Genomic DNA, 25246 nt, shown 5'->3' with positions numbered 1-25246 from the left:
CGCCGTGGTGCTTACCGTTTACAACCAATAACGCAATTCATTCGATGCGAAAAATCATTGTCGAGGCATTCGGCGAACGCCCCGCCGCAGCGCCCGATCACGCCTACTCGGCGCATTTCGACGGTCAAGAGGATGTCAGTCAATATGGTCACGGTGAGACCCCGCAGCGGGCCAAGCGTGACCTGTTGCTGAACCAAAAAATTCTGGAAACGGCAGATGGCGCTTCAATCAGCGTTTGGACAAAGGACGGCTATGTCAAGTTTTGGGCGTATTCGAACGACGGGATGCCGACGAGCGTGAAACTACGCCCATGGGAGGTCGATACGCTGATTGAGCGGCTGCAGCTTGGAAAGGCAGTCGCATGAGGCTTGCCGCATGCCAAGGTAGCTGCGGCCAAGGCCGCCACCCCTGCTCAAACTTGCAGGAATGCAGCGCCGGTTATTCACGGTCCCCCATCGGACCCTCGCGCCAATGCGCGACCGTGAGACGCGAAGCCGACGCGGCGCCCGGTCCACGGGCGCGCATCAAACAAGCCCTTCGGTTTCTCTTTGCCGATCAAGGGCATCGAGCCGGCCCTTGACCACGCCTCGCGTGCTTCCTACAGACGTGCGAAGTAGCCCCCTGCCATGCACCAGGTTCAATTGCGCACCGGAGATATGCTGAAACTCAGCACGCCTTCGGAGGCCGCGATCTCGTCAGCCAATGCCGCCGGCGCCATGGCGCTAGCGCGGTCCAGCGCCACGACGCTGAAGCGCCAGACCGGACGGCCGTCGGCAAAGCTGATGCTCAGACTGTCACGCAGCAGCCGATAGCCGCGAGATGCCGCGATCCCGGCCAGCACCTCATACGACGGCGGATGGGTCGGCCGGAAGGTCAGGGAAACATCCAGGGTTGCCCGCCCCGGCAGCATCGCTTCCACGCGGTGCAGCAGGGACATCGAGAGCATGCACAGCAGGGCCAGCAGCAGGGCGGAGGCATAAAAGCCCACGCCCAGCAGCACGCCGATCGCCGAGGCCGCCCAGATCGAGGCGGCCGTCGTCAGGCCGCTGATGCTCATGCCGTCCTTCATGATGACGCCGGCGCACAGGAAGCCGATGCCGGTGACGACGCCCTGCACCACCCGTGTCGGATCTGCCATCAAGTGCGGGGCCGAGCCGCCGTACCACAGCGGCGCATGGCCGACAAAGACCGTCAGTGCGGTCGATGCCATGCAGACCAGCCCATAGGTACGCATGCCCGCAGCCCGACCATTGAAAGAGCGTTCATAGCCGACCAGCATGCCCAGCAGCAACGCGCCAACCAGATTCAGGCCGATGAAGGCGTTGGCGGCAAGAAAGCCGCCGCTCCAGTAGTGCTGTAGCTGACCAAGCATCGGATCAGCGGATCGACGTCCGCAAGGTCATGGAGCCACAGCCGGGTCGGCTGTGGCTATCGGGGCCTGCGCCTCGGGCCCGGCCTGGAGACTCTGGCGCAGGCGCTGGAAGGCCGGCGACTCGCGCAGCACCTCGCGGCCGGCCCGCTGCAACTGCCGGACCTGGATGGGCAGGATGGTCAGGGCCGTGGGAACCTGCAGCATGCTGCGACGCAACTCCGGATCCTGCAGCTGGCGTAGACCGACATTGATCACGTGGATCTCAGCGTCCGCCGCGAAGGGGCTGCCGGGGCGTCCCCGCTCGGCCTTCAGGGCTTCGTTCATGCGGCGCGCCACGTCATCGACCATCATCTCCGTCTCCTTCGTCATGCGCGAGCCGGCGCCGAATACCAGGGCATCCAGCACCTGCAGGGTGCCGGGCACGCGGTCGCTGCCGTCGATGCGCTCGGCCGTGTCGCGTTCCGAGTTCACGCTAATCAACACGATCTTGCGCACCGATCCCGGCTGCAGGCCCTTGAAGCTGGCCTCGAAACTGCCCCGGGCGAGGGTACGCTCCAACAGGCCGCGCACGCCGAGGTTGTCGACCATGCCACCGTCAACGAGATGGATGAAGGGCCGCTCCCGGGCATCGCGGTAGGTGTCGGCCACCAGGTCCAGCAGACGTGCCGACAGATTCGGCTCGGAGGGCGAAGTTTCCTGCGCAGGCGACGGCGCAGGCGCAGACGTGGCGCAGCTGCCGGCATAGTTGCTCAGGGTCAGAGGGCTCAGCAGCAGGGGCACGGCCGATGACGCGGCCACCGCAAAGGACAGCGGCACGCTGTCCAGGTCCGAGCAGATCAGGGAAAACTGCTCGTGCGTGAACTCGAAGGGTGCACCGGTGGTGAGATCGGTAGCGGTCACCAGCAGGCGGGGCCGCGCCCGCAGATCGGCGAAGGTCCGTCCGCGAAACACCGGGTCGAGGCGCTGGGCAAAGGCGTTGCTGCGCCCCCACCAGGGCGAGCTGAGCTTGTACAGCGTCGATGGCGACAGCGCGTCGCGGATCAGCCCGGTCTGGAAATCTGCCAACAGGAAATCGCGCTCAAAGCGGGTGAACACCTCGTCGCCAAAGGCGGCGTAATAGCTCGCCAGCACGCTGCCGCCCGAAACGCCGCTGATCAGGCCGACCTCGTCGAGCAGGCTGGTCGAGCGGCCGTCCCAGTCGAAGCGGGTCGCTTTCAGCTCCTGCAGCACGCCCAGACCGAAAGCCGCCGCGCGCGCACCGCCGCCAGACAGGGTGACGGCGGCGATGATCGACGTCGAGGCCGCGTTCGCCGCCGGCGAGATCGTCGGCACCGGCGCGAGCGCCGATGACGGCTCGATTGGCTTGTTCATCCACGGCTTGGCGGTCGAGCAGGCGGCCAGCAAGAAGGCAGCGCCGACAGGCAGCCATCGCCGTGCGAGGCCGCCAACCCGGGCGGCCTGGTTCTGGCTTCTCAGCATGGACTCAGGGGGTCCCCAGCCAGCCGTTGACGACGCGCAATTCGCCGTCGCCCGGCTCGCCGGCCGCCACCGCCAGTCGGACGCGGCCCAATAGATAGTCCAGCCGCGCCTGCACCAGGTCGAGCTCGGCCGCGAAGGCGCGCTGCTGCGCGTCCAGCACGTCCAGCTCGGTGCGGGTGCCGACGTCGCGGCCCAGCGAGGTGGCTTCCAGCGCTGTGCGCGCCGAGACCAGGGACTGCTCGGCGGCCGCGATGCGCGACACCCCGGTCCGGACCGAGAGATAGGCGTCCTGGACCTGCAGGCGCACATCGCGCTTGGCGGATGCCAGCGCCTGCTCGGCCTCGCGCCGCCGGGCGTGCGACTCGCGCTCCTTCGAGTCGAGGCCGCCGCCCGAGTAGAGCGGCATGCTGAACTGCAGGCCGACATAGCCGTTGCGGTTGTTGTCGGGCGCCGCCACCGGCGACAAGTCGCCGCTCTGCCCCTTGGCCGAATAGCTGGCGACCAGATTCAGGGTCGGGCGCCCGGAGACGCGGTACTTGCCGATCTCGGCCTCGGCGATCTCCAACTGCGAACGCTGGGCCTGCACCATGGTGCTCTGGTCCTCGCCCTTGAGCTGCCAAGCCAGCAGGTTGTCGGGCTCGGGCGGCATGGCCGCCTGCCCCGCCGCCAGCGTTGCCACGCCCTCGGCCTTGGCTCCGGTTGTTTCCTCGAACTGGGCTCGCCGCAGTTCCAGCAGGCTGCGCACGTTGATCTCCTTGCTCAGGATCTGGTCGTGGCGCGCCTGGGCCTCCTGCAGATCGGTGACCTTGCCGCGGCCTACATCGAAGCGCGCCTGCGCGCGGTCGCGCTGCAGCGCGACTGCCGTCTTCTCGGCCAGCGTAACGCGCAGCGCCTCCTGGGCCTGTAGCACGCCGAAGTAGGCCTCGGCGACGCGCTGCGCCAGGCCCTGCTGGGCCCGGTCGAACTGGGTCTCTGCCAACCTGGCCTGCTGATGCAGCTGGCGCTTCTCAGCGTGGGCCGTGGCGTCATAGAGCGGCTGCGTTAGCTGCACGGTGGCCTGCCTGACCGTGCCCGCGCTGCTCTCGCCCGAGGTGCGATCACCCAGCCGGCCGAGACTCGCCTGCAAGCCAACGCGCGGCTTCAGCAGCGAGTCGCCCTGCACGGCCTTCTCGCGGCCGGCCGCCAGCGCCTCGTTGGCGGCCAGCTTGGTGGGGTCGTGGCGCAGGGCCTGCTCGTAGGCGCCGACCAGATCGAGGGCCTGGGCCGCGTAGGCCTGCAGGGCCAGGGCCATCAATGCCGCCCAGCGGGCGGTCTTGTGCATCCGTTTCATGTTCTTGCCTGTGCTTTCATCGCCTAGGCGGCGTCGGGGGATTGGGGCCGCTGGGCCCGGTAGAAGCAGGCGTAGAGCGCCGGCAGGAAGATCAAGGTCAGCAGCGTGGCAATCGCGAGGCCGCCCATGATGGCCCAGGCCATCGGCCCCCAGAAGACCGAGCGGGTCAGCGGCACCATGGCCAGGATCGCTGCCAGTGCGGTCAGCACGATGGGGCGCAGCCGACGCACCGCCGATTCGACGATCGCTGTCCACATCGGCACGCCGGCCGCCAGGTCCTCGTCGATCTGCACCACCAGGATCACCGAGTTGCGGATGATCATGCCGGCCAGCGCGATGACGCCCAGCATGGCGACGAAGCCGAACGGGATCTGGAAGGCCGCCAGGATCGCGCTGACGCCGATCAGGCCCAGCGGCGCCGTCAGCAGCACCAGCAGCATCTTCTTCATGTCCTGCAGCTGAATCATCAGCAGCAGCAGCACCGCGACCAGGGCCGCCGGCATCACCGCGTTGATCGACTTCTGCGCCTTCTGGCTCGATTCGTAGGCCCCGCCCACGTCGATGCCATAGCCCAGCGGCAGCGCCTTGGCCAGCTCGTCGATCTTGGGCTGTAGCGCCCGCGTGACGTCGGGGCCTTCGGCGCCCGCGATGTCGGCGCGCACCGTCAGCGTCGGAACGCGGTTGCGACGCCAGAGCTGGCTGTCCTCGCTGTCCAGCGTCAGCCGCGCCACCTGCGAGACCGGCACGAACTTGCCCTCGCGCAGATAGATCTTGGCGTCCTTCAGGTTATCGAGGTTGCTGCGCTCGGTCTGCGTAAGGCGTGCCACGACGTCGATGGTCTGGTCGCCCTCGCGGTACTGCGTGATCGGCGTGCCCGAGATCGAGGCCTCCAACGCCTGCTTGATCTGGTACGAAGTCACGCCCAGCGCACGAGCCTTGTCCTGGTCCACGTCGATGCGCACCCGCTTAGTCCGCTCGCCCCAGTCCTGGTTGACCTGACGCACATGCGGATTGCCGCGCATGAGGGTGGCCACCTTGGCGCCGATCTCGGCGATGCGGCCGAGGTCCTCGCCGTAGACTCGGAACTGCACTGGATAGCCGACCGGCGGGCCGTTCTCGAGGCGGTTGACGCGCCCGCGTACATTCGGCAGGTCGTTCTGGAACAGCTGCTCAATCTTGGCCAGCACGCGCTCGCGCGCCTCGCCGCCCTTGGTCATGACCATCACCTCGCCCAGGTTCAGGTTGGGCGTCTGAACATCCAGCGGCAGGTAGAAGCGCGGGCTGCCGTTGCCGACATAGCTTGTCACCGCCGCCACATCCGGATCACCCTTGAGCGCCTGCTCGAGCTTTTGCACCTCGCGGGCACTGGCCTCGAAGGTGGAGGCCTGCGGCATCCACAGATCGACCACCAGCTCCGGACGGTCCGAGGCCGGGAAGAACTGCTGGGGCACCAGCTTGAACAGCGCGATCGAGCCGACGAAGGCCGCCGCCGTGATGCCGACCACCAGGACGCGATGCCGCAGGCAGAGGTCGACGAAGCGGCGGAAGCGCAGATAGAAGCCGCGCTGGTAGACAGCGTCCTCGTCATGCGAGGCATGCGCATGCTCCTTCAGGAGCTTGAAGCCGATGTAGGGCGTGAACACGACCGCGACGATCCAGGACAGGATCAGCGAGATGCCGACGACCTGGAACAGCGAGTAGACATACTCGCCGGTTCCGGACTTCGCGAAACCGACCGGCAGGAAGCCGGCGGCCGTGATCAGCGTGCCGGTCAGCATCGGGAAGGCCGTGGCGGTGTAGGCGAACGTCGCGGCGCGGAACTTATCCCAGCCCTGCTCGAGCTTGAGCTGCATCATCTCGACCGCGATGATGGCGTCGTCGACCAGCAAGCCCAGCGCGATGATCAGCGCGCCCAGGGAGATCCGCTGCAGGTCGATGTTCATCAGATACATCGTCAGGAAGGTCATCGCCAGCACCAGCGGAATACACAGCGCGACGACCAGGCCCGCGCGCATGCCCAGCGAGAAAAAGCTCACTGCCAGTACGATGATGACCGCCTCGGCCAGGCTCTTCTTGAACTCGTGGACCGACTCCTCGACCACCCGCGGCTGGTCACTGACGGCATGGATCTGCACGCCGACCGGCAGATTGGCCTGCACGCGCTTGACCGTGGCATCGAGCTCGTGCCCGAGGGCGAGCACGTCGCCACCCTTGCGCATGCTGACCGCCAGGCCGATCGCCTCGACGCCGTTATGGCGCATCTTGATCTGGGCCGGGTCGATGAAGTCGCGCCGCACCTCGGCAATGTCGCCGAGCCTGAAGGTCCGGTTACCGGCACGGATGCCGATGTTGCGGATGCCATCGACCGAGTCGAACTCGCCGCTGACCGTCAGGCGGATCTGCTCGCCGCTGGTCTGGACCGTGCCTGCTGCCGCGACCACATTGGTCTGGGCCAGCGTGGCTGCGATCAACGCCGGGTCGATGCCCAGTGAGGCCAGCTTGGCGGTCGAGATCTCGACGTAGACCTTTTCGTCCTGCTTGCCCACCAGGTCGACCTTGTTGACGTCGGCCACACGCAGGAACTCGTTGCGGGCCGCATCGGCGAACTGGCGCAAATCGGCATTGCTGAAGCCGTCGCCGGTCAACGCGTAAAGATTGCCGAAGGTGTCGCCGAACTCGTCGTTGAAGAACGGCCCCTGCACCGCCGGCGGCAGTTGGTGGCTGATGTCGCCGACCTTTTTGCGCACTTGGTACCAGACGTCGGGCACGTCCTTGGGCGCAGTGCCCTCGCGCAGATTGACACGGATCAGCGTCTCGCCGGGCCGCACATAGGTGGCCGTATAGTCGATCTCGGCGACCTCCTGCAGCTTCTTCTCGATCCGGTCGGTCACCTGTTCGGCCATCTGCTGCGAGGAGCTGCCGGGCCAGAAGGCCTGGACGACCATGGTCTTGACGGTGAACTCGGGATCCTCCTTCTGCCCCAGCCGGCCATAGGCGAACAGGCCGGCCACGGTCAGCAGGATCAGCAGGAAAGCGACCATCTGCTGGTGCTTCAGCGCCCATTCGGAGAGGTTGAGGCCCTTCACTTGGCGGCTCCCGAGCTGGCGTTCGCGGCAGCCTGCACGGCGGCCAGTTTGACGCGCTGGCCGGGCTGCAGCATGTGCACACCCGCGCTCACCACGGTCTCGCCGGCCGACAGGCCCTCGACAACCTGGACCCGATCGTCCTGGGTGCCACCCAGCTTGACCATGCGCAGCGCGACCCGAGAGGTCTTCGGATCGACGACCCAGACCTGGCGCTGGCCCTCGCGATCGACCACCGCCGTCAGCGGCAGGCGGATGGCGCTAACGCCCTCGCCTCCCTGCACCGTCACCGAGGCCGTCATGCCCAGCCGCAGCAGGGCCGCGTCGGGATTGCGGATCGAGATGCGCGCCGAGTAGGTGCGGGTGATGCTGTCGGTGCTAGGGGCGAGTTCGCGCAAGGCGCCCTCCCAGCTGTGCCCCGGATGCGCCCAGACGGATACCCGCATGCCCTTGGCCTTGCTCAACTCGTCAACCCGCGATTCGGGAATGCTGATCGCGACCTCGCGCTCGCCGTCCGCCGCGACGGCCACCACCGGATGACCGGGCGCGACGACCTGGCCGACCTCGGCCGTCACCGCCGTCACGACGCCGTCGCGATCGGTGGTCAGCGTCGTGTAGCCCTGCTGATTGGTCTGGGCTTCGCGCCGCGCCAGGGCCGCGCGCAGTTGCGCCTCGGACTGGTCGAGCGCCAGCTTGTGCTGATCGAGCTCGGCGCGCGAGGCGAACTGGCGGGTCAGCAGCTGTTCGGTGCGCTGCAGATCGACCCGCGCCTGGGCCACGCGGCTCCTGGCGGCGTCGACATCGGCGCCGGCGGCGGCGACCTGCAGGGCCTCCTGCTCGGGATTCAGGCGCATCAGCACCTGGCCGCGTTTGACGACGCTGCCGACATCGACCAGGCGGCCCGCGACCTTGCCCGGCGTCCGGAAGCCCAGCTGGCTCTCATGGCGCGCCACGATCTCGCCCGAGTAGCCGATGCCGATCGAGCCCTCGCTCTGTCCGGCGACGACGGTGCGCACCGGACGGATCTCCTCGACGAGTTCGGCCTCATGGCGCTGACAGCCTGCCAGCAGGCCGGCGATGGCCAGGGGCGCGAAGGCCCATTGAACTTTCATTGCTGTTCTCCTCATTCGCATGACTACTTGACGCTGTAGCCCCGGCCAGTCATGCAGGCCGCGAGCGCTCGCTGATAAAGGGGCTGCTGGGTGTCGCCGGCCGCCGTCTGATGCTGGCGCAGGGTCTCGGCCGCCTGCTGCCATGCGGCATCTGCCGAGGCGCTGATCTGCGCGTCCGGCTGGGACGGCGGGCGAGGCAACTGGGGCAAGCCGGGAAAGTTGGGCAGGGCTGGCAGGCTTGGCAGGACAGGCCGTCGGGTCGGCGCGGACTGGGCGGCCGGTGCACTGGCCGAGCGGGCGGGCGCGTCGGCGCTGGCGGCCGCCTGGTCGGCCCGCTGCTTGGCCCACAGCTCGCAGGCTTCCTGGTCCTTGCGCTGCTGCTCGTCGGACTGGCCCTGGGCCGGGTAGGCCACGATGCCGGGCGGCTGCGCCTGCGCGGCGGTGGCCACCAGCACCAGCGCTGCCAGCAGGGCCGAGAACGTGGTCATTGCAGTTCTCATGGGGATGGGTCCTCGGCTTGCGCCGCCTTGGTTTGCAGTTGCGCGAAATGCCGGGCCAGCCAGTCGTGCAGCTCGCCACCGCTCGAGAAATCGGCCCAGTCGCCGCTGGCGACATGCTGGATGCGCCCCATCAGCAGGCCGTCTGCCGGGCGGGCATCCCTGTGCAGGCGCAGCACATAGGCGCCCGCGGCTGGATGGATTGGATTTGGGTTCAGCGTCATGCCCGGCAGTTTGGGGACTGGCCGCGCACGAGTCGTCTTGAATCGGTCTCGGTTCGGTACCGGGTACGACGCGTTACAGTGCGAACCATGGAAGAAAGAGAACCGTTGCGCGCCCGGTTTGGCAGGTTTGTGATTGACGAGGCGCAGGCACGGCTCGAACGCGATGCCCAGGCTGTCGAGGTGGCGCCCCGTGCCTTCCAGGTCCTGTGCGAGCTCGTGCGCCGGGCCGGACAACTGGTGACCAAGGACGCACTGCTGGACGCGGTCTGGGGGCACCGGCATATCAACGAAGCCGCCCTGAAAAACCTAGTGAGCCAGCTGCGCCACGCCCTGGGGGACGACGCCCGCGAGTCGGTTTTCATCCAGACGGTGTCGCGTCGGGGCTATCGCTTCATCGCGCCCGTGGACCAGGCCATGGGTGCGTTTTCACGGCCACAGGAAGCCTTGCCACCGGCCGGCGCAGCGCTCGTCTCGCCAGCGGTCCGGCTGATCGGCCGCGGCGACGCGCTGAGCCGGCTCCGGGCCGCGCTGGAGATGACTCGCGCCGGACGACGCCAGCTCGTTTTCGTCGCCGGCGAGGCAGGCATCGGCAAGAGTGCGCTGGTTGAGCGTTTCGTCGCGGATGCCGGCATCGCGGTAGCCCATGGCCAGTGCATCGAGCACCATGGCGGCGCCGAGCCCTATATGCCGATACTCGAGGCCCTGAACGGCCTGTGTCGCGAAGACGGTGGCGCGGCATTTGTCGATCTGATGCGACGCGTCGCGCCGACCTGGCTGCTGCAGCTGCCCTGGTACGTACGCGACGAGGATCGGCGGGAACTGCAGCGCGAGGTGGCCGGGGCCACCCAGGAACGGATGCTGCGCGAGTTCGGTGAGCTGATTGATCGCGCAAGCGCCGGCAAGCCCTTACTGCTGGTGATCGAGGATCTACACTGGAGCGATCACGCGACGGTCCAGTTGCTGGACTATCTGGCGCGGCGGCGGGGGCCCGGCGCCCTGATGATCCTCGGCACCCTGCGACCCACGGAACTGATCCTGAGAGAGCACCCGCTCGCCGCGCTGCGGCAGGAGTTGCTTCTGCGCCGGCTGTGCCTGGAGGTTGATCTCGAGTTTCTCTCCGAAGTCGAGTTGGGCGAGTTGCTGGCCGCACGCATCGGGCAGCCAGTCGCCGAGTCCTTTGTGCGGCGTCTGCACGAGCACAGTTCGGGACTGCCCTTGTTTGTGGTGGCCGTCCTGGATGAGCTGGTGGCGTCCGGCAATCTGTCCTGGGACGACGGGCGCTGGAGCCTGCCCGACCAGGAGCTGGCTGTGCCCCGTAACATTGCCGCGGTCATCGAAGGTCAGCTCGGCAGGCTGCCACCCGCGCTGCAACGCGCCCTCGGGGCCGCCAGCGTGGGTGGCATCGAGTTTCTGCACCTGACCCTCGCCGGGGTTCTGCAACTGGACCCCGACGAGGTGCATGCGCAGCTGGAGAAGGCCGTTGCCGGACTGCCCTGGCTGCGCTGCAGTGGCACGGCCTCATTGGACGACGGGCGCCTTGCGGCGCGCTACAGCATCGGCCATGCCATCTACCGGCAGGTCCTGTACGAGCGTCTGCCGGCCCTGCAGCGCCTGCAATGGCATCGGCAGTGGGCGGCGGCGCTGGCCGCCACCCATGGCTCGAACCTGGCCGAAATTGCCGCCGAGTTGGCCCTGCATTTCGAGCACGGCGATGCACCGGTCGAGGCTGCGACCCAGCTTGTCGTCGTGGCCGAGCGCGCCATGGAGCGCGGCGCGCCGCGCGAAGCCCTGCTGGCTGCACGGCAGGGCCTGCAGATGGCCGCCGGGCGCCTGAACCCGGCGCTGGAGCTCGAGCTGCGTGTACAGGAGGCCGTGGCCCTGACCCGGCAGGAGGTCATCACGGCACCGGCGGTGACGACGGCCTTCGAACAGGCGCGCGCCCTCGGCCCGCAGGACAGTCCGGCCTGGCAGCGCGCCCTGCAGGGCTGCTGGTGGGTCTATTTCGCACGCGCCGAATTCCCCCAGGCGCGTGCACTGGCGGCAGATATGCTGAACCTCGCCACGCGGCGCGAGGATGCCGCACTGCGGCTTGCAGGACTGAACGCGATGGGCATCATCCAGATGCTGACCGGCGATTTCGGGGGGGCCCGGCACAGCCTTGAGGAGGCCCTGGATATCTATGCCCGCGTGTCGGCCGAACTGCCCCTGACCAGCTTCGTGCAGGATCCGGGCGTGGAGGCCGCCGAGGGGCTCGCCCTGGTCTACTGGATCGCGGGGCAGCCGCTGCGTGCGCGCCAGATGGCCGAGCACGCGGTAGCGCTGGCCTTCAACAACCGCCATCCGCTCAGCGAAGCGACAGCCCTGTACGCGGCGTCGATCATGCATGCGCTGGCCGGCGAGTTTGAGACCGTCCACGCCCTGACCGAGCGCCTCTACGACGTCATCCAGGATCACGCGCTGCCGGAGCGGCGCAGCGGCTTCGCTTGGTTGCATGGCCAGGCCCTGGTGGCACTTCGGCGCGTCGACGAGGGGCTCGGCGAGATGGAGGCCGCCGCACAGACGGCACGGGAGCTTGGCATGCGTTCGGGCCTCTGCGGCTTCCATTACCACTACGCCATGGCCTGCCGGCTGGCAGGCCGCAAGACCGAGATGGAGGCCTCGATCGAGGCGGGGCTGGCCCTGACCGACGAGGTGGGCGAGACGATGTTGCATTCGCCCCTGCTGCAACTGCGGGCGGAGTCCGAGTTCGCCCGCTGGGATGTGAACCAGGCCAGTGCTGCGCTGCAGCAGGCCGTCGAGATCGCCCGCTCGCAAGGGGCCACGTTCTTCGAGCTGCAAGCGCTGGCCTCTGGGCGACGTCACCGGCTGCCGGTACAGGGGGCGGAACGGTTCGAAACCTTGCTGGCCCTGTACAAGGACGATCCCAGCCCGGCAGTTGCCGAGATCCTGGCCTTGCGTTCGTGACCGCCCAGGCAGGTGGTGCGGCGAGGGTCGGAGCGGATGGAGAATACCTTCGCCGAACCTTGGTGCCCCGTAAGTGGTGAGCGGGTGGTCCACGGGTTCGCGAGACCGTCGCTGGGGAAGCTGCCGAGTATCGAAATGTTGGGTTCCCTGAAACTGAGACTTGCCCTTGCCTGTGCGCTGCTGATCGCCTTGAGCGTCGCCGCCATGGCCTTCCTGGCCGTCCGGGAACTGCAGAAAGGTACCGAGGAAGCGCTTCTGGGCACGAATCTCGGCGCGGCCCAACTCGCCGCCACGCTGTCAGCCGCCGTCGTCACGCGCCAGCGCGCCCTGAGTGCATCGGCACAGCATTGGCCGCGCCACCAAGCCGCCGGCCCATCAACCATCGAGACCTTCCTGGACCGTCAGGCGGTACTCGGCGTCCTGTTCAACCGGGTCGCGGTCTTGGCGCAGGACGGGGCGCGAGCCTCGGATCAGTTTTTCGGCCGGGTGTCTCCGCCATTGCGCGCTCAGCCCGGGGCCGGTGCGCTGGAGTTGTGGATCACCATGCCGCTGCCCTCGGACAGTCAAACACCCTCTGTGTTAGCGGGCACGCTGGACCTGCGCAAGGCCAACTTTCTCACCAATCTCGTGCGGGCCGCCGGCCTTGACGATGACCATGTCCGTACCATCGTGGCGGACCAGCAGGGCTATGTCCTGGCTCATGCGGACGAGCAGCGGCTGCTGACCCTGGTCGACGACGATCCCGGCTTGCGCCAGAGCGTCGCCCGCTGGCGGGCCATGGGCAGCCCCCTTGAGCCCGCGCCATGGTCGGGACGCTTCGGCCGGAATTTTGTCGCCATGGCGGCCGTGCCCGGCACGGACTGGATGGTCTTCCGGATTGCGGATGCCGCGGAGATCTACGGCGCTGCCAGCCGTGCCGTGAACAGGACCATGGCGATTGGCGTGGCCGTCGGCGGCGTGGGCGCGCTGGCCATCTTTGGCTTGACCGCCTGGCTGTTGAGACCGATGGGATTGCTGCGGCGGCGCACGTTGCTCGCCCTGGACACCTCGTACCCGCCCCAGCTCGGTTGGCCGGAGGCCGGTGGCGAGGTCGGCCAGCTATCACGGGTTCTGAAGCATGTCAGCGAGCAGTTGGCGGCCAGCCGGGCCGACATCGAGCAGGCGCTGCAACGCATGCAGGCGGTCATGGCCCATGCGCCGGTGGGCATTGCCTTCACCAGCGAGAACCGCATCGAGCTCGCGAGCAGCCAGCTCGAACGGCTGCTTGGGTACGAGTCGGGGACGCTGACCTGTCACTGGGAGGTGCTGCTGGCTCCCGAGGTTTCGCGTGACGAGTTGCGCGAGCAGGCGGAGGCGACCTTTGCGCAGGGCCGCATTTTCCAGACGGAAGTACCGCTCTGCCGCCGCGACGGCTCGACGCTGTGGGCCTATTTGCATGGGGCGGCAATCTTCGGTGCTCAGCGCCGCACGATCTGGATCGTCTCCGACGTGACCGACGCTCGCCGACAACGGGAGGATCTGCTGTGGCGAGCGGCGCACGACCCGCTCACCGAACTCGTCAATCGACGCGAGTTCGAACGGCGGCTGGGGCAATTGGTGGCCGACCGGCGGCGCCGCGACGCAGCCTGCACCCTCTTCATCGACCTCGATCACTTCAAGCAGGTCAATGACGGCGCCGGACATGCGGCGGGCGATGTCATCCTGAAGAAGGTGGCCCATGTACTGCGCGACTGTGTGCGCTCGGGGGACACGGTCGGCCGGCTGGGGGGCGACGAATTCGCGGTCCTGCTGCCGGGTTGCGCCCTGGACCGGGCCTTGTTGATCGCCGAGCAGATGCGCTACGGGATCGCGCTGGAAGGGGTCTGCGAAAGCGATCCGACACTGCGTGTGACGGCAAGCATCGGCATCGTCGAGATCGACTCCGGCCATCTGTCGCTTGCCGAGGTGCTCGCGGCGGCCGACCAAGCCTGCTATGCCGCTAAGCACGCTGGCCGCAATGTGGTGCGCTGCGCCACGACCCGTTCTGCTGAAGGTGACGGCAAGCCCCTCGACTCCGGCGTGACACAGCCAATCCAGGTCGAGCCGGAGGCCGGGCCTAGCGGCTGAGCGCAGCCGTTCAGGCCGGCTCGCAGACCTCTGCCCCGATGACTTGGTGTAGATCCTCTGCGCTCATCGGCCGACCGGTCAGGTAGCCCTGGAAACATGTGCAGCCACAGGCCAGCAGCCGCTCGCGCTGAGATAGGGTTTCGACCCCCTCGGCGATCACCGAAAGCCCCAGCACCTTGCACATGTCGACCATGCCGCGCACGAGCACCTCGTCACGCGCGCTGCGATCGATCTCGACGATGAAGCTGCGGTCGATCTTCAACTGATCCAAGGGCAGCTCGCGCAGATATGCCATCGAGGAGTAGCCGGTGCCGAAGTCGTCGAGCGACAGCCCGACCCCCATGCGCTTCAACGCCGAAAGCTTTTGCGCCAGATCGCTGAGGTCGACGGTCAGCACGCTCTCGGTGAGCTCCAGCTTCAGGCGGCGCGGGTCGGCCCCACTGATCGCCAGGGCGCGCGACACCGCGGGCGCAAAGCCGGGGTCGCGGAATTCCGTCGCGCTGATGTTGATGGCGATGGACAGCAGCGCTGTCTGTCGACTGCTTCGCCATCTGGCCAGGGTGTCGCAGGCCTGCCGCAGCACCCATTGGCCGATCTCGATGATGAAGCCGCTCTGCTCGGCCAGCGGGATGAAGTCGGCCGGCGACACCATACCGCGGGTCGGATGCCGCCAGCGCACCAGGGCTTCGGCGCCCAGCATTTCACCCCATTCGTCCACCTGAGGCTGGTACATCAGCACCAGCTCCTGCCGATGCAGTGCCAGCCGGAGGTCGTTCAGCAGGGTTGCACGCAGGGCCGCCGAGCGGCCCATCTCGGTCTTGTAGAAGCGATAGGTGTCACGCGACTCGGATTTCGCCTGGTTCATGGCAAGGTCTGCATGCGCCAGCAAGGCTTCGGGCGACTCGCGGCAGTCGCGAATCAGCAGCGCCCCCAGGCTGGCGCTTGTCCGGTGCTCGTGGCCGGCAAGATCGTGCTCGCGCCTGATCAGCTGGAGCAGCCGTTGGCACCATTGCGTCGCCTCCAGCTCGGCCGCATCGGGATCCGGGGCGAGATCGTGGATCAGCAGCGCGAACTCGTCGCCGCCCAGTCGGGCGACCAGGCCCTGCTCGCCGAGGCAATCCTTCAGACGCTGACCGATCGCCCGCAGCAGCGCGTCGCCAACCGCGTGGCCCAGGGTGTCGTTCACGCTCTTGAACCGATCGATACCTGCACAGATCAGCGCTGCATGGCCGTCGCAGGTGGCGAACCGACTTTGCAAATGAGCCAGGCGGTCCAGTAGCAGCCGGCGATTGGGCAGGCCCGTCAAAGCGTCGTAGTACGCGAGCCGCTCGATCTGCGACTCGGCTTCCTTCTGCGCCGAGATGTCGCGAATCAGGCCGACGTAGCTCAGGTCCCCCTCCCGCTCGATCGCCGACAGCGAAAGATGCATGGGAAAGACAAGGCCGGACTTGTGCTGGCCCTGGGTCTCGCGCCCCACGCCGATGACGCGCGGCTCGCGCGTCGACGCGTAGCGCGCCATGTAGCCATCGTGGTGTACGCGGTCGGGCTGCGGCATCAGGATCGAGACATTCCGGCCAATCACCTCCTCCGGCGCGTAGCCGAAGATCCGGGTGGCAGCCCGGTTGAACGATGTCACCAGCCCTCGCGAGTCGGTGGTGATGATGGCCTCGAGCACGTTGTCGAGAATGGCCTGCCGATCCTGTGCCGCCTCGGCCAGCTGCATACGGCTGGCCTGGAGCTCGGCCTCGGCCTGGCGCCGCTCGGTCACGTCGATGTAGCTGGCCCGCACAAGCCCGCCTTGCACGCCATGCAGGCGCACCAGCCGCAGCTCGCAGCAGCGCTGCCGACCGGTCGCCGTGCGAAGCCAGACCTCGCGCATCATCGATTGCCCAGCGAGCACCTGCATGGACAGGTCGGTGACCCTTTGCCGGGCCTGCCTGGCCTCCTGCCCCTCTTCATAGTGGAAGGCCTCGGGGCCGCAGCGCAGCAGGTCCTCGACGCTGCATTCGAACAGCGTTGCGGCAGCCGGATTGGCGTCGACGAAGCGGCCGAGCTCGACGTCGTAGACCAGCAGCGCATCCGGCGCCTGATCGAAAAGAAAGCGATTGAACGCGTCGCTGCGAGTAAGGATTCGCATGATGAGGAGCGTGCCTAGATACGGAAAAGGCTGACCGAGGCGGCCAAGGTTCTGGCTTGCCCGGACAGCGTGTCGGCGGAGGCGGAGAGCCGCTCCACCAGCGTGGAGTTGCGCTGGGTCATGTCGTCCAGCGATTCGACGGCGGCACTGATCTCGGAGATGGCCTGCAACTGCTCGCGGCTGGCACGGTGGACGCCATCGACGAGTTCGCGCAACTGGGTCGCCGCGGAGGCCGTATCGGTAATGGCCGCCGCCGCGCCACCAACCTCGGAGACGCCCGCCGCCACCCGTTTCTGCGAACCCTGGCTCAGCTCCTTGATCTCCCGGGCCGCGGCCGTGGTCCGCGCCGCCAGCGCCCTGACCTCCTGCGCGACGACGGCGAAGCCCTTGCCCTGCTCGCCCGCTCGCGCCGCCTCGACCGCAGCGTTCAGCGCCAGGATATTGGTCTGGAAGGAAATCGCGTCGATGACCTGCGTGATGTCCGAGATCTTCGCGGTCGATTCGTTGATCTCGCGCATGGTGGAGCGCATATGGTCGACGCTGGCGGTGCTGCGCAGCGCCACCGCCAGGGTCTGCTCGGCCAGCGTGGCGCCCTGCTCGGCGGCCTGGACGTTCTGCCGAACCGTCTCGGTCAGTTGCTTGAGCGCGGCAGCGGACTGCTGCAGGCCGGCCGCCTGGGCATCGGTGCTGACGGCAAGCGAATCCTTCCCCGACACGACCGCCGCCACCACCGCCTCCATCGCCACGACTTCGGCGCGCGCGTCGCCCACCATGCCCTGCAGATTGACGCTGAGCTGGCCCAGCGAGCCGCCCAGCTGACGCGCCAGCCGGCCACCGTCCACCGCCACGCGCCGGGTCAGGTCCCCTGCCGCAACGTCACTGGCAAAGCTCGACAAGGTGCGCAGCGGCGCCTCCTGCATTCGCTGGTGAGCCAGGGTCGCCAGCAGGGCCAGCGGCAGCGTGGTGGCCGCTCCGATCGCCGGGCCGAAGGCGGCACCGAGGCAGGCGCCCAGCACCGTCGCGAGCAGGACGGGCACGACGCCCGCCGCGCGGCGCAGCTGTGCCACGCCGTGCAGCGCGCCCCCCCGCCAGCCGGTGCGCAGCAGTTGTCCGCGCTGGATGGCAAAGAGCGGACGAATTCCGCGTGATTCATCCGCCCGCAGGCTGGTGTAGAGAGTTTCCGCCTGTGCGACCTCGGCCCGGCCCGGCACCGTCCGCACCGACAGATAGCCGACGGCGCGGCCCTCGTCCAGCAGGGGCGTCACATTGGCAAGTACCCAGTAATGGTCGCCGTTCTTGCGGCGATTCTTGACCAGCATGGACCAGGCCTGGCCGCTCTGGAGCGTGCGCCACATGTCTGCGAAGGCCATCTCCGGCATGTCGGCATGCCGGATGATGTTGTGCGGCTGCCCCAGCAGTTCCTCGCGCGTGAAACCGCTGGCCTGCTCGAAGGCGGCATTGCAATGCGTGATCCGCCCCTTCAGGTCGGTGGTCGACATCAGGCTCTGCCCCGGGGGGAGCAGGTACTCGCGACCGGTAACGGGACCGTTGTTTCTCATGGGATGTCCTGGTGGCTACTGCATCGAAACCATGCCCCGGCGGCCATAGGCCGCTGTGGTGCGCCGCACGAGCGCGCTGCAATGCCGATCTTCGCGTTGCCGGCCGGTCGCATGTCAGTTGGCATGGGCCGCAGTGTGGCGCGCCGCGCCCGGGCGAGTCGTCTCGATATGGTCTCGACTAGGTCTTGATCGGTCCGATTTGCCGCAGCTGGCTCGATAATTCACTCGGCAACGGATACCGTCGCCAGGCCTCTCCCCGCGGATCGAACAGCAATTTCAGTGACTTGGCGCAATCCGCACGGCCATTTCGCATCGCCCGCCCTCAATCCGCTCAGTTCAAGGTAGTCATTCATGGTGAAGCGCACCGCAACGGCAGCCCAGGAGACGCGCCAGCAGATCCTGTTAGCGGCGCTGGAAGTGTTCACCGAGCAAGGCTATGCATCGCCCGGTCTCTCTGAGATTGCCACGCGTGCGAACGTGACGCGCGGGGCTGTCTACTTCCATTTCAAGGACAAGGCAGACCTGTTTGCGGGCGTCTGCAGGCTGGCTGCCTGGGGTGCAAGTTCGGCCGGGTACTTCGATGGTGCCGAGTCGCCCTCGCCGTCGACGCGGCTGTGCCATCTGATACAAGCCTGGGTCGCGGACCTCGATCAGGCCGGACCCAAGCGTCATGTCCTTGACCTGCTTCTTCACAAGACCGAGTGGACCGCCGCCAACGAAGACTTTCGGGCGGCGTTGCGGGACGCAAACGACTCCCATCGACGCCAGATCGAGACCGTGCTTGGCCAAGCACATGCAGCAGGCGAGATCGACCTTCCATCCAGTCTCGACGTCAAGCAGGCAAGCAAGGCACTGAAGGCGGCACTGCTCGGGATGGTGTCCTTCAAGCTCCGTTATCCGCAGGACTTTGACCTCGATCGCGCCATGGAGTGGTTCACTGTCTCTCTCTTACGGCCGTCGTGCAGCAGAGCCAAGTCGACCATATAGAGCTTAGGTGGTGCCGGCATTTCAACGCAGGAGAAGGTGTAGGCCGCATCAGCGCGGAACAACCGATTCGCGGCACCATGACCTTGAAAACCATAGACGGTAGACAGCAGCGGTTGACACCAGATTGAAAGCCTCAGCGCGCCGCCATGCCTTGATCCGTCGGCTACTCAGCCAGATCAGGCCGGCCGCGGCAAGCGCCAGGGGCAGCAAGGATCTGATGTTGAGCCAGGTCCAGCCCTGTGTCGTCACCAGCACGCCCGAGGAGAACGAGCTCGGGGCCATCACCATGAAGAGCAGGAAGTTGAGGGCCGCTTGGGCCGGGTTGCGCTCCTCGGACCGCCGGGGTGTCGATCAAGTCATCTCTTGACGCATCCATCTTGCGCGGATATGTCGCGCACACCGGCGTGATCTCGACGACCCACGAATCGCTGTTGCCCGGAGGGAAAGCCGGGTGGCGCGTGATGCGATAAAGGCCTGGCGGCAGACCGCAGGCATCCATGTTTGCAGGATCGACGTCTGCACGCTGCTTCCGCACACCAGCATCGCGCAGCCGCTGCTGCGCGCGATTGCTTTGCGCGTAGTTGGGCCTGGCGGCGCGATAGCTGCGCCAGTAGTCCTGGTTGCGTTGCGACCACGCCTGCTGGGCGGCGCGCTGGTTGATCCGATAGTCGGGATCGGATTGGAGCTTGTTCCGCTGCCACTGGCGCTTGCGGGTACGCTGGCAGTCGGGCGAGGAGCAGAAGGCTTGGTCTGGACTTGCGGGCGATGTTGGAAGGTCTCGCCGCAGCAGCTGCGACGTCGTGTCATCGTTGGGGTCTCCATGCAAATCCACATGGAATCCGCCACCGAGTGACGCTGGGCTGCGTCTATGAAATGGCCGTTATCGGGCGGCGCTGCTCAACGCTGGTTCCAGGGCAGCCCGCAGTCGCTCCACAACGTCAGCCAAGGGTTCTGAGGCGAGTTCGTTCTTCTTGAGAAACGCAAACCACAGCGCCTGTCGAGAGGCATCGTGCGCGAACTCGTCGGTCAAGCCGACGGGCAGCGTGGCGGGCACGGCCATGCCGCGGCGTTCGAAGGTGGCCTTGATCGCCTGTGCCAGCAGGTCGATGTCCAGGGCTTCGCGCGCCAGCAGGACCGACAGGTCGAGATAGTCCTTCACGCGGCTGTTGGTCATGCCCAGCAGTGCGATGGCGTGGAGCTTCTCCGCGACGACGGTGTAGACCGGATAGGTGCGCAAGCGCGGCGCCGGCAGATCACCCAGCAGCACCGGATAGGTCGCCTCGATGGGGCCTGGCGTCACGGCATCGCCGAAGCCGATGTCGATCTGCGTCTTGCACCGCGCCTTGGCCAGTTCGCCGCTGATCAGAATACGCGCGCCGGCATATCCGGCGTCCTTGCGGATTTCCTCGGCGAGAACCGAGTGGGGATCGAACACGATGCCGTCGTCCACCGCGACGCTGGCGATGTCGCGGAAGGTCCGGGCCACGGATTCCAGATCGCTGGCGCCGAAGCCCAGCAGGTCGGCATCGCGCGTGGCCCGGTGCGGCATGTCGTACCAGAGCGTGAACAGCAAGGCACCCTTGAGCAGAAAACGGTCCGCGTGTTCGGACCGGCTCAGGCGGTAGAGGATGCGCTCCAGCGCAAAGCGCACCAGCACCTGGTTGAAGTCCGCGCCCTGCGCCTTGGCGACGTTGAGCAGGCGGGCGCGCACGGAAGCCGCAAGATCGCTCATTCGATGGCCTCCAAATAGGGGCGCATCACGTTGGCCACGCGGCAGACCTTCGCGTAGCGCCACAGCTCATCCGCCGTGACTAGGCGCTTGGCCCGCACCTCCTTCAGCGCCTCCAGCGCCACGTCCAGGCCGATCTTGTTGCGATGCTTGAAGCAGTCCGCCACCGTCTTGGCGACGCCGTAAACACGCAGCATCACGCCATCACGATCGACGGCTTCGATGCCTTCGGAATAGACATCGCCCGTCATCTGAACCATCTTGATCGGCGGGTAGTCGATGCGCGGCAGGTGGCTACCGCGAGGCATGGCGATCCAGATCTGGCGCGGCAGCTGCGTCGTCAGCTCATGGAACTGCAGTGCGCTCAGCAGACAGAACACGGCCTGCGGCACCTTGGTGGCGACGGCCGCAAGGCCTTCGTCCTCCGACCCCGGATGACTCGGCAGACGATAGAGGCCCCGCCCCACGCGGTCCAGCAGGCCTGCAGCCGTCATGCGCGTCAGGACAACTCGGGGAGCATCGATAGTGTCCAGATCATTGGCCCGCAGCAGCCCCTTCTGGCGAGCCAGATCCAGAACACGCTGGGTGTGAGTATCGGCGAGCATGGCTGGAGTATGTTCCGTTCATTCGTCAAATGCAACATTTCGACGAAAAACAGGAACATTCCGAGCCGTCATGTTCGATTCCGGTTTTGGAGATCGAACCATAGGACGTCGCCAACTGGATCAGCGAGAACCTGCGCGGAACCATCAGGCCCATTCCTGGATGCGCCGGTCACATAGCCTACCCTCTGGTGAGCTTTGGAAAACTAGAGCCGTAACTAGCCATACATCCTGGCGTCGAGCGCGTCGCCGCTTGTGAGGGACGTTAGGTGGGCCAGCTTGTTGCGGCAGCGGGCTAGCCATTCAGCTCGAGTCCGGAGGTCCCCTCTGAGCCCGTGCCTTTGGGTAGCAAGCGCTAGTCGCCCAATCTCGAGCTCGTCCAGCGAAAGTATCTGCTCCCCGTCTAGGTCGAACGGACAGACCAGTTGACGCTCGAGCCCCCTCAGCAGCTCGCGCCTGCGAACCTCAATCATGGGCAGAAGCTCCGCCGCCTGCGCTGTCCACAGCCTTCTTTCGAGCTCCCGTTCTGGGTCGCCTTTTTCGACCAGGACGAACGGATGCGTCATTTCTGCACCATCAACTTGGTCGGAGCCGCCGGCCTCCCAGACCTCGTCTTTGAGTGCGAAGTTCACATCCAGTGCCGCGCGCGCGGCTTCGAGTACCGTTTTGACGTCGAAAAGGACGGTGTCCGGCTGGGTGGCCAGGTAGTCGGCCAGGTTCAAATCCCAGAGCGCCAGCGCCGAAATCTGACGGACCATGAGCTTGTGGTGTCTAGGCGGCTTATGTTCTGGACGAAATCAAGGGAGTGGGCAGCACCGGTCTTCACGCGCGCAGCAGCCTCAAGGAGCCCACCCCAGTTGCCCGTCAACTCGTAAAGCCGGTCTGCCTCCTCCACAGGAAGTTGGAGCTCTTCAAGCCACTTACGGACAAATCCACGCGACCACGGAAGAATTGACAGCCACGGCTCCACCCACTGCGCCTGGTCGGGAACAGGAGCGGCCAAGGTCCAAAGCTGCATGGGGTCGGCCGCAAAGACCACCGAGACGAAGCTCGTTGTTGACCTCAAAGCCTTCAGCTTCGCCCTGGTAGCAAGAACCCATTCAGCGTCCCATGGAACCGTCGCAGGTACGAGCATGACCGTCACGCCTTCGCCAACCCGCTTCTGGACCTCTTTGTCGAGCTCCTGCGAGAAGGCGGCGCGGGTCGTTGGCCGGTCGATTTGAACAAATCGACCCGTGTCGGACATGCCTGGCTGCTCCCGCAAACCCGCGAGGAGGTTGTTGAGTCCAGAAGCCACGCTCCCAGCGACCAACAGCACGGAATTGCGCATCTGGACCACTTCGTCCAGCTGCCTGTAGGTCAGCGGGCTACGGGCCGGGTCGTCGACGCGCCTGCCGAGAGCAGGTCGGAAGATCGTTGACTCAAACTCGATCCGGGGCTCGCGCTCAGCACCAAGGGTGTTCTCGATTTCCTGACGGCTACCCAGGAGCAACAGCACATTGGGATTGCCCATACGCAGCAGCGACCAGATGGGACGGCACCTGTCTCCAATTTCGTCCGTGAAAGCGACCTCACGCGCGCCGGCATCCACAACCTCAGCCGCACCGAATTCGCCAGCAGCCTGACCTGACGCCGGCTCAGCAGATGCCTCGACGGAGGCGAATACGGAGGAAGGCGAATCAGTTGCTTCATCCAGCACCGAAGCTGAGGGCGGAATTGCCGCTGCCGCAAGAGTTTCATCAGCGCTGGCACAGGGTGCCACGGATTCAACTTCTTGCGGTTTGACCGGCTCAGCTGCTTCGGCCTTGGACTCGCCACCAGCTTCAGTTGACTCTGCCTCGATATCGGCCCCGGGCAGCGTCGCGAGCCCCTGCTCCGCTGCAGTCGGCGGGAGGATCGCAGCGGGAGGAAGTGTGTCCGCGCAGCGTTGCGTCTCAGCATGGCCCGCGTCAACGTCCTCGGGCTTCCCATGTCCCTGCTCGTACTCGGACAGCATCAGGACGTAGTTGACGCCCAGGTCGAAATGGGCACCCCTGGGCGAGACTGCGGCAAGCACTGCCAAGATGGCTTCGGTTTCCCGGCGGGCAGCTTGGCTGTTGGCCTCGCTGGCGCCATCCCTGCGCTTGGCCAGACCGATGCGGAGGGCCAAGCTCACGTTGCCGCTCTGTTCTTCGTCGAGCTTCGCCAATGCAAGCTTGGTTTCAGCGAGCTGGGCTTGCGCGACTTGCAGCTCGATAGCTGCGCTGGCAAATCTACTCTGTGCTTGCACAGCGTCTGTGACCAGCGAGACAACTTCGACGTCGCTCGCGGCCTCCTTGGCTGCGAGGCGCCAGCGAGCGAGCACGCCCTCCAGCTCATCTGTTCCGAACCAATGAAGGCTCTCCTGCTGGGTGGCAGCCAGCAACCGCACCCGCAGCGCATCTAGGCCAACCTCTAAGTTTTCCTGCGGAGAAGCAACCTTTTCAGGAATGGCAGCCAGCAACTGCGCTGCACTCTCACCCAACGCTAGGGCCCTGGCCAACAAGTCCCGGGCTGGCTCATCCGTCCAAGCCTGGTGGATGGCGGCAACCTCGGCACCCAGGCTCGACCACCGGTCGCCAACGCTTGCAACGACATCCCCCGCACCCGCACCCGCATCGGCATCGGCATCGGCATGGGTAACTGCTTCTTGCCCCGCTGAAATGGTGGCCGCTGCCTCTTCTGACGATTGCTGGCGAGATGCCACACTGGCCTTCTTTCTCGACGCCGTGTCCAAGCCCTCAAATTCGTCCACCAGAGCCGGGCATACCAACAGCGCTTGGTCGATGAACCAGCGAGTCCATCCAATTGACGATAGTGAAAAGACAGCGTGCCCCACCTGCTGTCGCCGCGATTCGTCCAGCGACTCCCAGCGACCTAGGTCGGCAACAAGCCGCGGCCAGAGCATGAAGACGCCAAGGGGCATGGCCGCCTTGCCGTTCTTCCAGAACTTGAGCAACTTTTCGCGTATTTGCGGCCATTCCGAGCAAGCCAGCCCAATGGCCTCCTGATCCTCCTTCAGGTCGGGCCATGCCGAGTCGTAGCCATTCAAGAGCTGTACGTCGATTGCATCGGTGTAGCTAGGACAAACAAGGTTGCCGCTCCGCTGCTGCTCCCTGACACACGCCCAAAAACTCACCCAACGATCTCGGGCGTCAACGTACGCCGCCAGAACGACCCATTCTTTCTTGAAGATCTTTTTGGCCAGTGCCTGCGCTTGCTCTGCACCAGGCTTCGAACTCGGCTGCTGCTCGGTCTGAGGCATCTGAAGCAAGGCATCCAACTCCGGATCGGCTTCGAAGGCCTCAGGCGGATTCTTGCAACGCCGGTCCTGTCCATCGGCTGAGCGGGTTGCACCCGCTGGCTGGAACTGTTCTGCAAGACGACGATCACGCTCGTCGCCATCCTGCGCTTCCGGACGAGCCACCAGCGTGCCCGAGGCAACATTGGCGGGCAGATGAACGCCCCATTCCTTGCGGGCTTTCGCGATCACACGGGAGATCAGCTCGATCTCCTTCTTGACCGTACTGCCCTTGACCACCAGCAACCGCTGATCGCGATAGTCCGCAATGGCCTTGGCCGTCAGGCTGGGCATGCGCCACTGGCTGACCGGATGCTCCCTCAGCTTGCGAATGCGGACCTTGTCAGGATCGTGGACGTCACGTCCGGCCAAGCACTTCTCGTCGTACATCCCGAGGAGGTCGCTGAGGGAATGCCGATCCGCCGCCCGATAGTCGATCGCCTCACGCTTGACGATCTCCCCTTCGCGCGCCCTCGCCCAATCCTCGGCCTTCTCCCGAGTCGGGAACTGGCGGGAAAACTCCGGCGCCCCGGCGAGGCGAATGCGCACCCGCCACTTCACCGATTTGAACGCCTTGATGCGAACGTCTGCATGCCCGGCGTTCAGCAGTTCATCTCGATGCGCTTTGGCGAGCGCCTCGTCATCAAAGGTGCGTGGACCAGGCGGCAGGTTACTGCCTGTGATGCGCCAGGTCTGATAGTTCCGCTTGTCGTAGGTGGCCATGTCGATCTCCGAGTTGTGCCTGT

Annotated in this window: 18 protein-coding genes; 4 read left to right on the top strand and 14 right to left on the bottom strand. The window is 66.2% G+C overall.

Annotated features, from left to right (window positions below):
- Window positions 1-44 precede the first annotated feature (44 nt).
- On the top strand, window positions 45-365 hold the full coding sequence (locus tag AC07OQ_RS13545) for a hypothetical protein (RefSeq protein WP_495053649.1): 321 nt from the start codon (window positions 45-47) through the stop codon (window positions 363-365).
- A 272-nt stretch (window positions 366-637) separates the two neighbouring features.
- Here AC07OQ_RS13545 and AC07OQ_RS13540 read toward each other — a convergent pair whose 3' ends face one another.
- Genes AC07OQ_RS13540 through AC07OQ_RS13510 form a run of 7 tightly spaced genes read right to left on the bottom strand, consistent with a single transcriptional unit; the run spans window position 638 to window position 9097 of the window.
- Window positions 638-1372, bottom strand: coding sequence for an MgtC/SapB family protein (locus tag AC07OQ_RS13540; protein WP_495053648.1), 735 nt, complete (start codon window positions 1370-1372; stop codon window positions 638-640).
- 27 nt (window positions 1373-1399) lie between these two features.
- A complete protein-coding gene (locus AC07OQ_RS13535) occupies window positions 1400-2851 on the bottom strand; it encodes a patatin-like phospholipase family protein (protein WP_495053647.1) in 1452 nt (483 codons plus the stop codon).
- A 4-nt stretch (window positions 2852-2855) separates the two neighbouring features.
- The gene (locus tag AC07OQ_RS13530; RefSeq protein ID WP_495053646.1) at window positions 2856-4172 is read right to left on the bottom strand and encodes a TolC family outer membrane protein; all 1317 of its coding nucleotides are present in this window, start codon (window positions 4170-4172) and stop codon (window positions 2856-2858) included.
- Window positions 4173-4204: 32 nt separating this feature from the next.
- Entirely contained in the window at window positions 4205-7267 is a 3063-nt protein-coding gene (locus AC07OQ_RS13525; protein WP_495053645.1) for an efflux RND transporter permease subunit, read from the bottom strand.
- The gene (locus AC07OQ_RS13520; RefSeq protein WP_495053644.1) at window positions 7264-8376 is read right to left on the bottom strand and encodes an efflux RND transporter periplasmic adaptor subunit; all 1113 of its coding nucleotides are present in this window, start codon (window positions 8374-8376) and stop codon (window positions 7264-7266) included. The genes AC07OQ_RS13525 and AC07OQ_RS13520 overlap by 4 nt, the downstream gene beginning before the upstream one ends.
- A 23-nt stretch (window positions 8377-8399) precedes the next feature.
- Window positions 8400-8864 carry a hypothetical protein gene (locus AC07OQ_RS13515; RefSeq protein ID WP_495053643.1) on the bottom strand — a complete coding sequence of 155 codons (465 nt, stop codon included), beginning with the start codon at window positions 8862-8864 and terminating at the stop codon, window positions 8400-8402.
- Between the two features lie 8 nt (window positions 8865-8872).
- Window positions 8873-9097 (bottom strand): hypothetical protein, encoded by a 225-nt coding sequence (locus tag AC07OQ_RS13510; RefSeq protein WP_495053642.1) that lies wholly within the window; start codon window positions 9095-9097, stop codon window positions 8873-8875.
- 87 nt (window positions 9098-9184) lie between these two features.
- Between AC07OQ_RS13510 and AC07OQ_RS13505 the strand changes: the two genes are divergently transcribed.
- Both AC07OQ_RS13505 and AC07OQ_RS13500 read left to right on the top strand, forming a co-directional pair.
- Entirely contained in the window at window positions 9185-12061 is a 2877-nt protein-coding gene (locus AC07OQ_RS13505) for an ATP-binding protein (protein ID WP_495053641.1), read from the top strand.
- A gap of 135 nt (window positions 12062-12196) precedes the next feature.
- On the top strand, window positions 12197-14167 hold the full coding sequence (locus AC07OQ_RS13500; protein ID WP_495053640.1) for a sensor domain-containing diguanylate cyclase: 1971 nt from the start codon (window positions 12197-12199) through the stop codon (window positions 14165-14167).
- A gap of 10 nt (window positions 14168-14177) precedes the next feature.
- Here AC07OQ_RS13500 and AC07OQ_RS13495 read toward each other — a convergent pair whose 3' ends face one another.
- Complete coding sequence (locus AC07OQ_RS13495) at window positions 14178-16304, bottom strand: putative bifunctional diguanylate cyclase/phosphodiesterase (RefSeq protein WP_495053639.1); 2127 nt, start codon at window positions 16302-16304, stop codon at window positions 14178-14180.
- A gap of 14 nt (window positions 16305-16318) precedes the next feature.
- On the bottom strand, window positions 16319-17863 hold the full coding sequence (locus AC07OQ_RS13490) for a methyl-accepting chemotaxis protein (protein WP_495053638.1): 1545 nt from the start codon (window positions 17861-17863) through the stop codon (window positions 16319-16321).
- Window positions 17864-18214: 351 nt separating this feature from the next.
- Between AC07OQ_RS13490 and AC07OQ_RS13485 the strand changes: the two genes are divergently transcribed.
- Window positions 18215-18850: a TetR family transcriptional regulator gene (locus AC07OQ_RS13485; protein WP_495053637.1), complete on the top strand. Its 636-nt coding sequence runs from the start codon at window positions 18215-18217 to the stop codon at window positions 18848-18850.
- Between the two features lie 163 nt (window positions 18851-19013).
- Here the strand turns inward: AC07OQ_RS13485 and AC07OQ_RS13480 are convergent, their stop codons facing one another.
- From AC07OQ_RS13480 to AC07OQ_RS13460, 5 genes are all read right to left on the bottom strand, one after another.
- Entirely contained in the window at window positions 19014-19676 is a 663-nt protein-coding gene (locus AC07OQ_RS13480) for a hypothetical protein (RefSeq protein ID WP_495053636.1), read from the bottom strand.
- Window positions 19677-19730: 54 nt separating this feature from the next.
- Window positions 19731-20582, bottom strand: a complete 852-nt coding sequence (locus tag AC07OQ_RS13475) for a nucleotidyl transferase AbiEii/AbiGii toxin family protein (RefSeq protein WP_495053635.1) — start codon at window positions 20580-20582, stop codon at window positions 19731-19733.
- On the bottom strand, window positions 20579-21184 hold the full coding sequence (locus AC07OQ_RS13470; protein WP_495053634.1) for a type IV toxin-antitoxin system AbiEi family antitoxin domain-containing protein: 606 nt from the start codon (window positions 21182-21184) through the stop codon (window positions 20579-20581). The genes AC07OQ_RS13475 and AC07OQ_RS13470 overlap by 4 nt, the downstream gene beginning before the upstream one ends.
- Before the next feature lie 215 nt (window positions 21185-21399).
- Window positions 21400-21939 (bottom strand): hypothetical protein, encoded by a 540-nt coding sequence (locus AC07OQ_RS13465; protein ID WP_495053633.1) that lies wholly within the window; start codon window positions 21937-21939, stop codon window positions 21400-21402.
- Window positions 21900-25223: a hypothetical protein gene (locus AC07OQ_RS13460; protein ID WP_495053632.1), complete on the bottom strand. Its 3324-nt coding sequence runs from the start codon at window positions 25221-25223 to the stop codon at window positions 21900-21902. Before AC07OQ_RS13460 ends, AC07OQ_RS13465 begins: the two co-directional genes overlap by 40 nt.
- Between the last annotated feature and the right edge of the window lie 23 nt (window positions 25224-25246).

This window comes from Roseateles sp. GW821-FHT09B06 (genome assembly GCF_059418245.1).
Note: the sequence above shows the minus strand (reverse complement) of the source record. Positions and strands in the feature narration are given on the sequence as shown.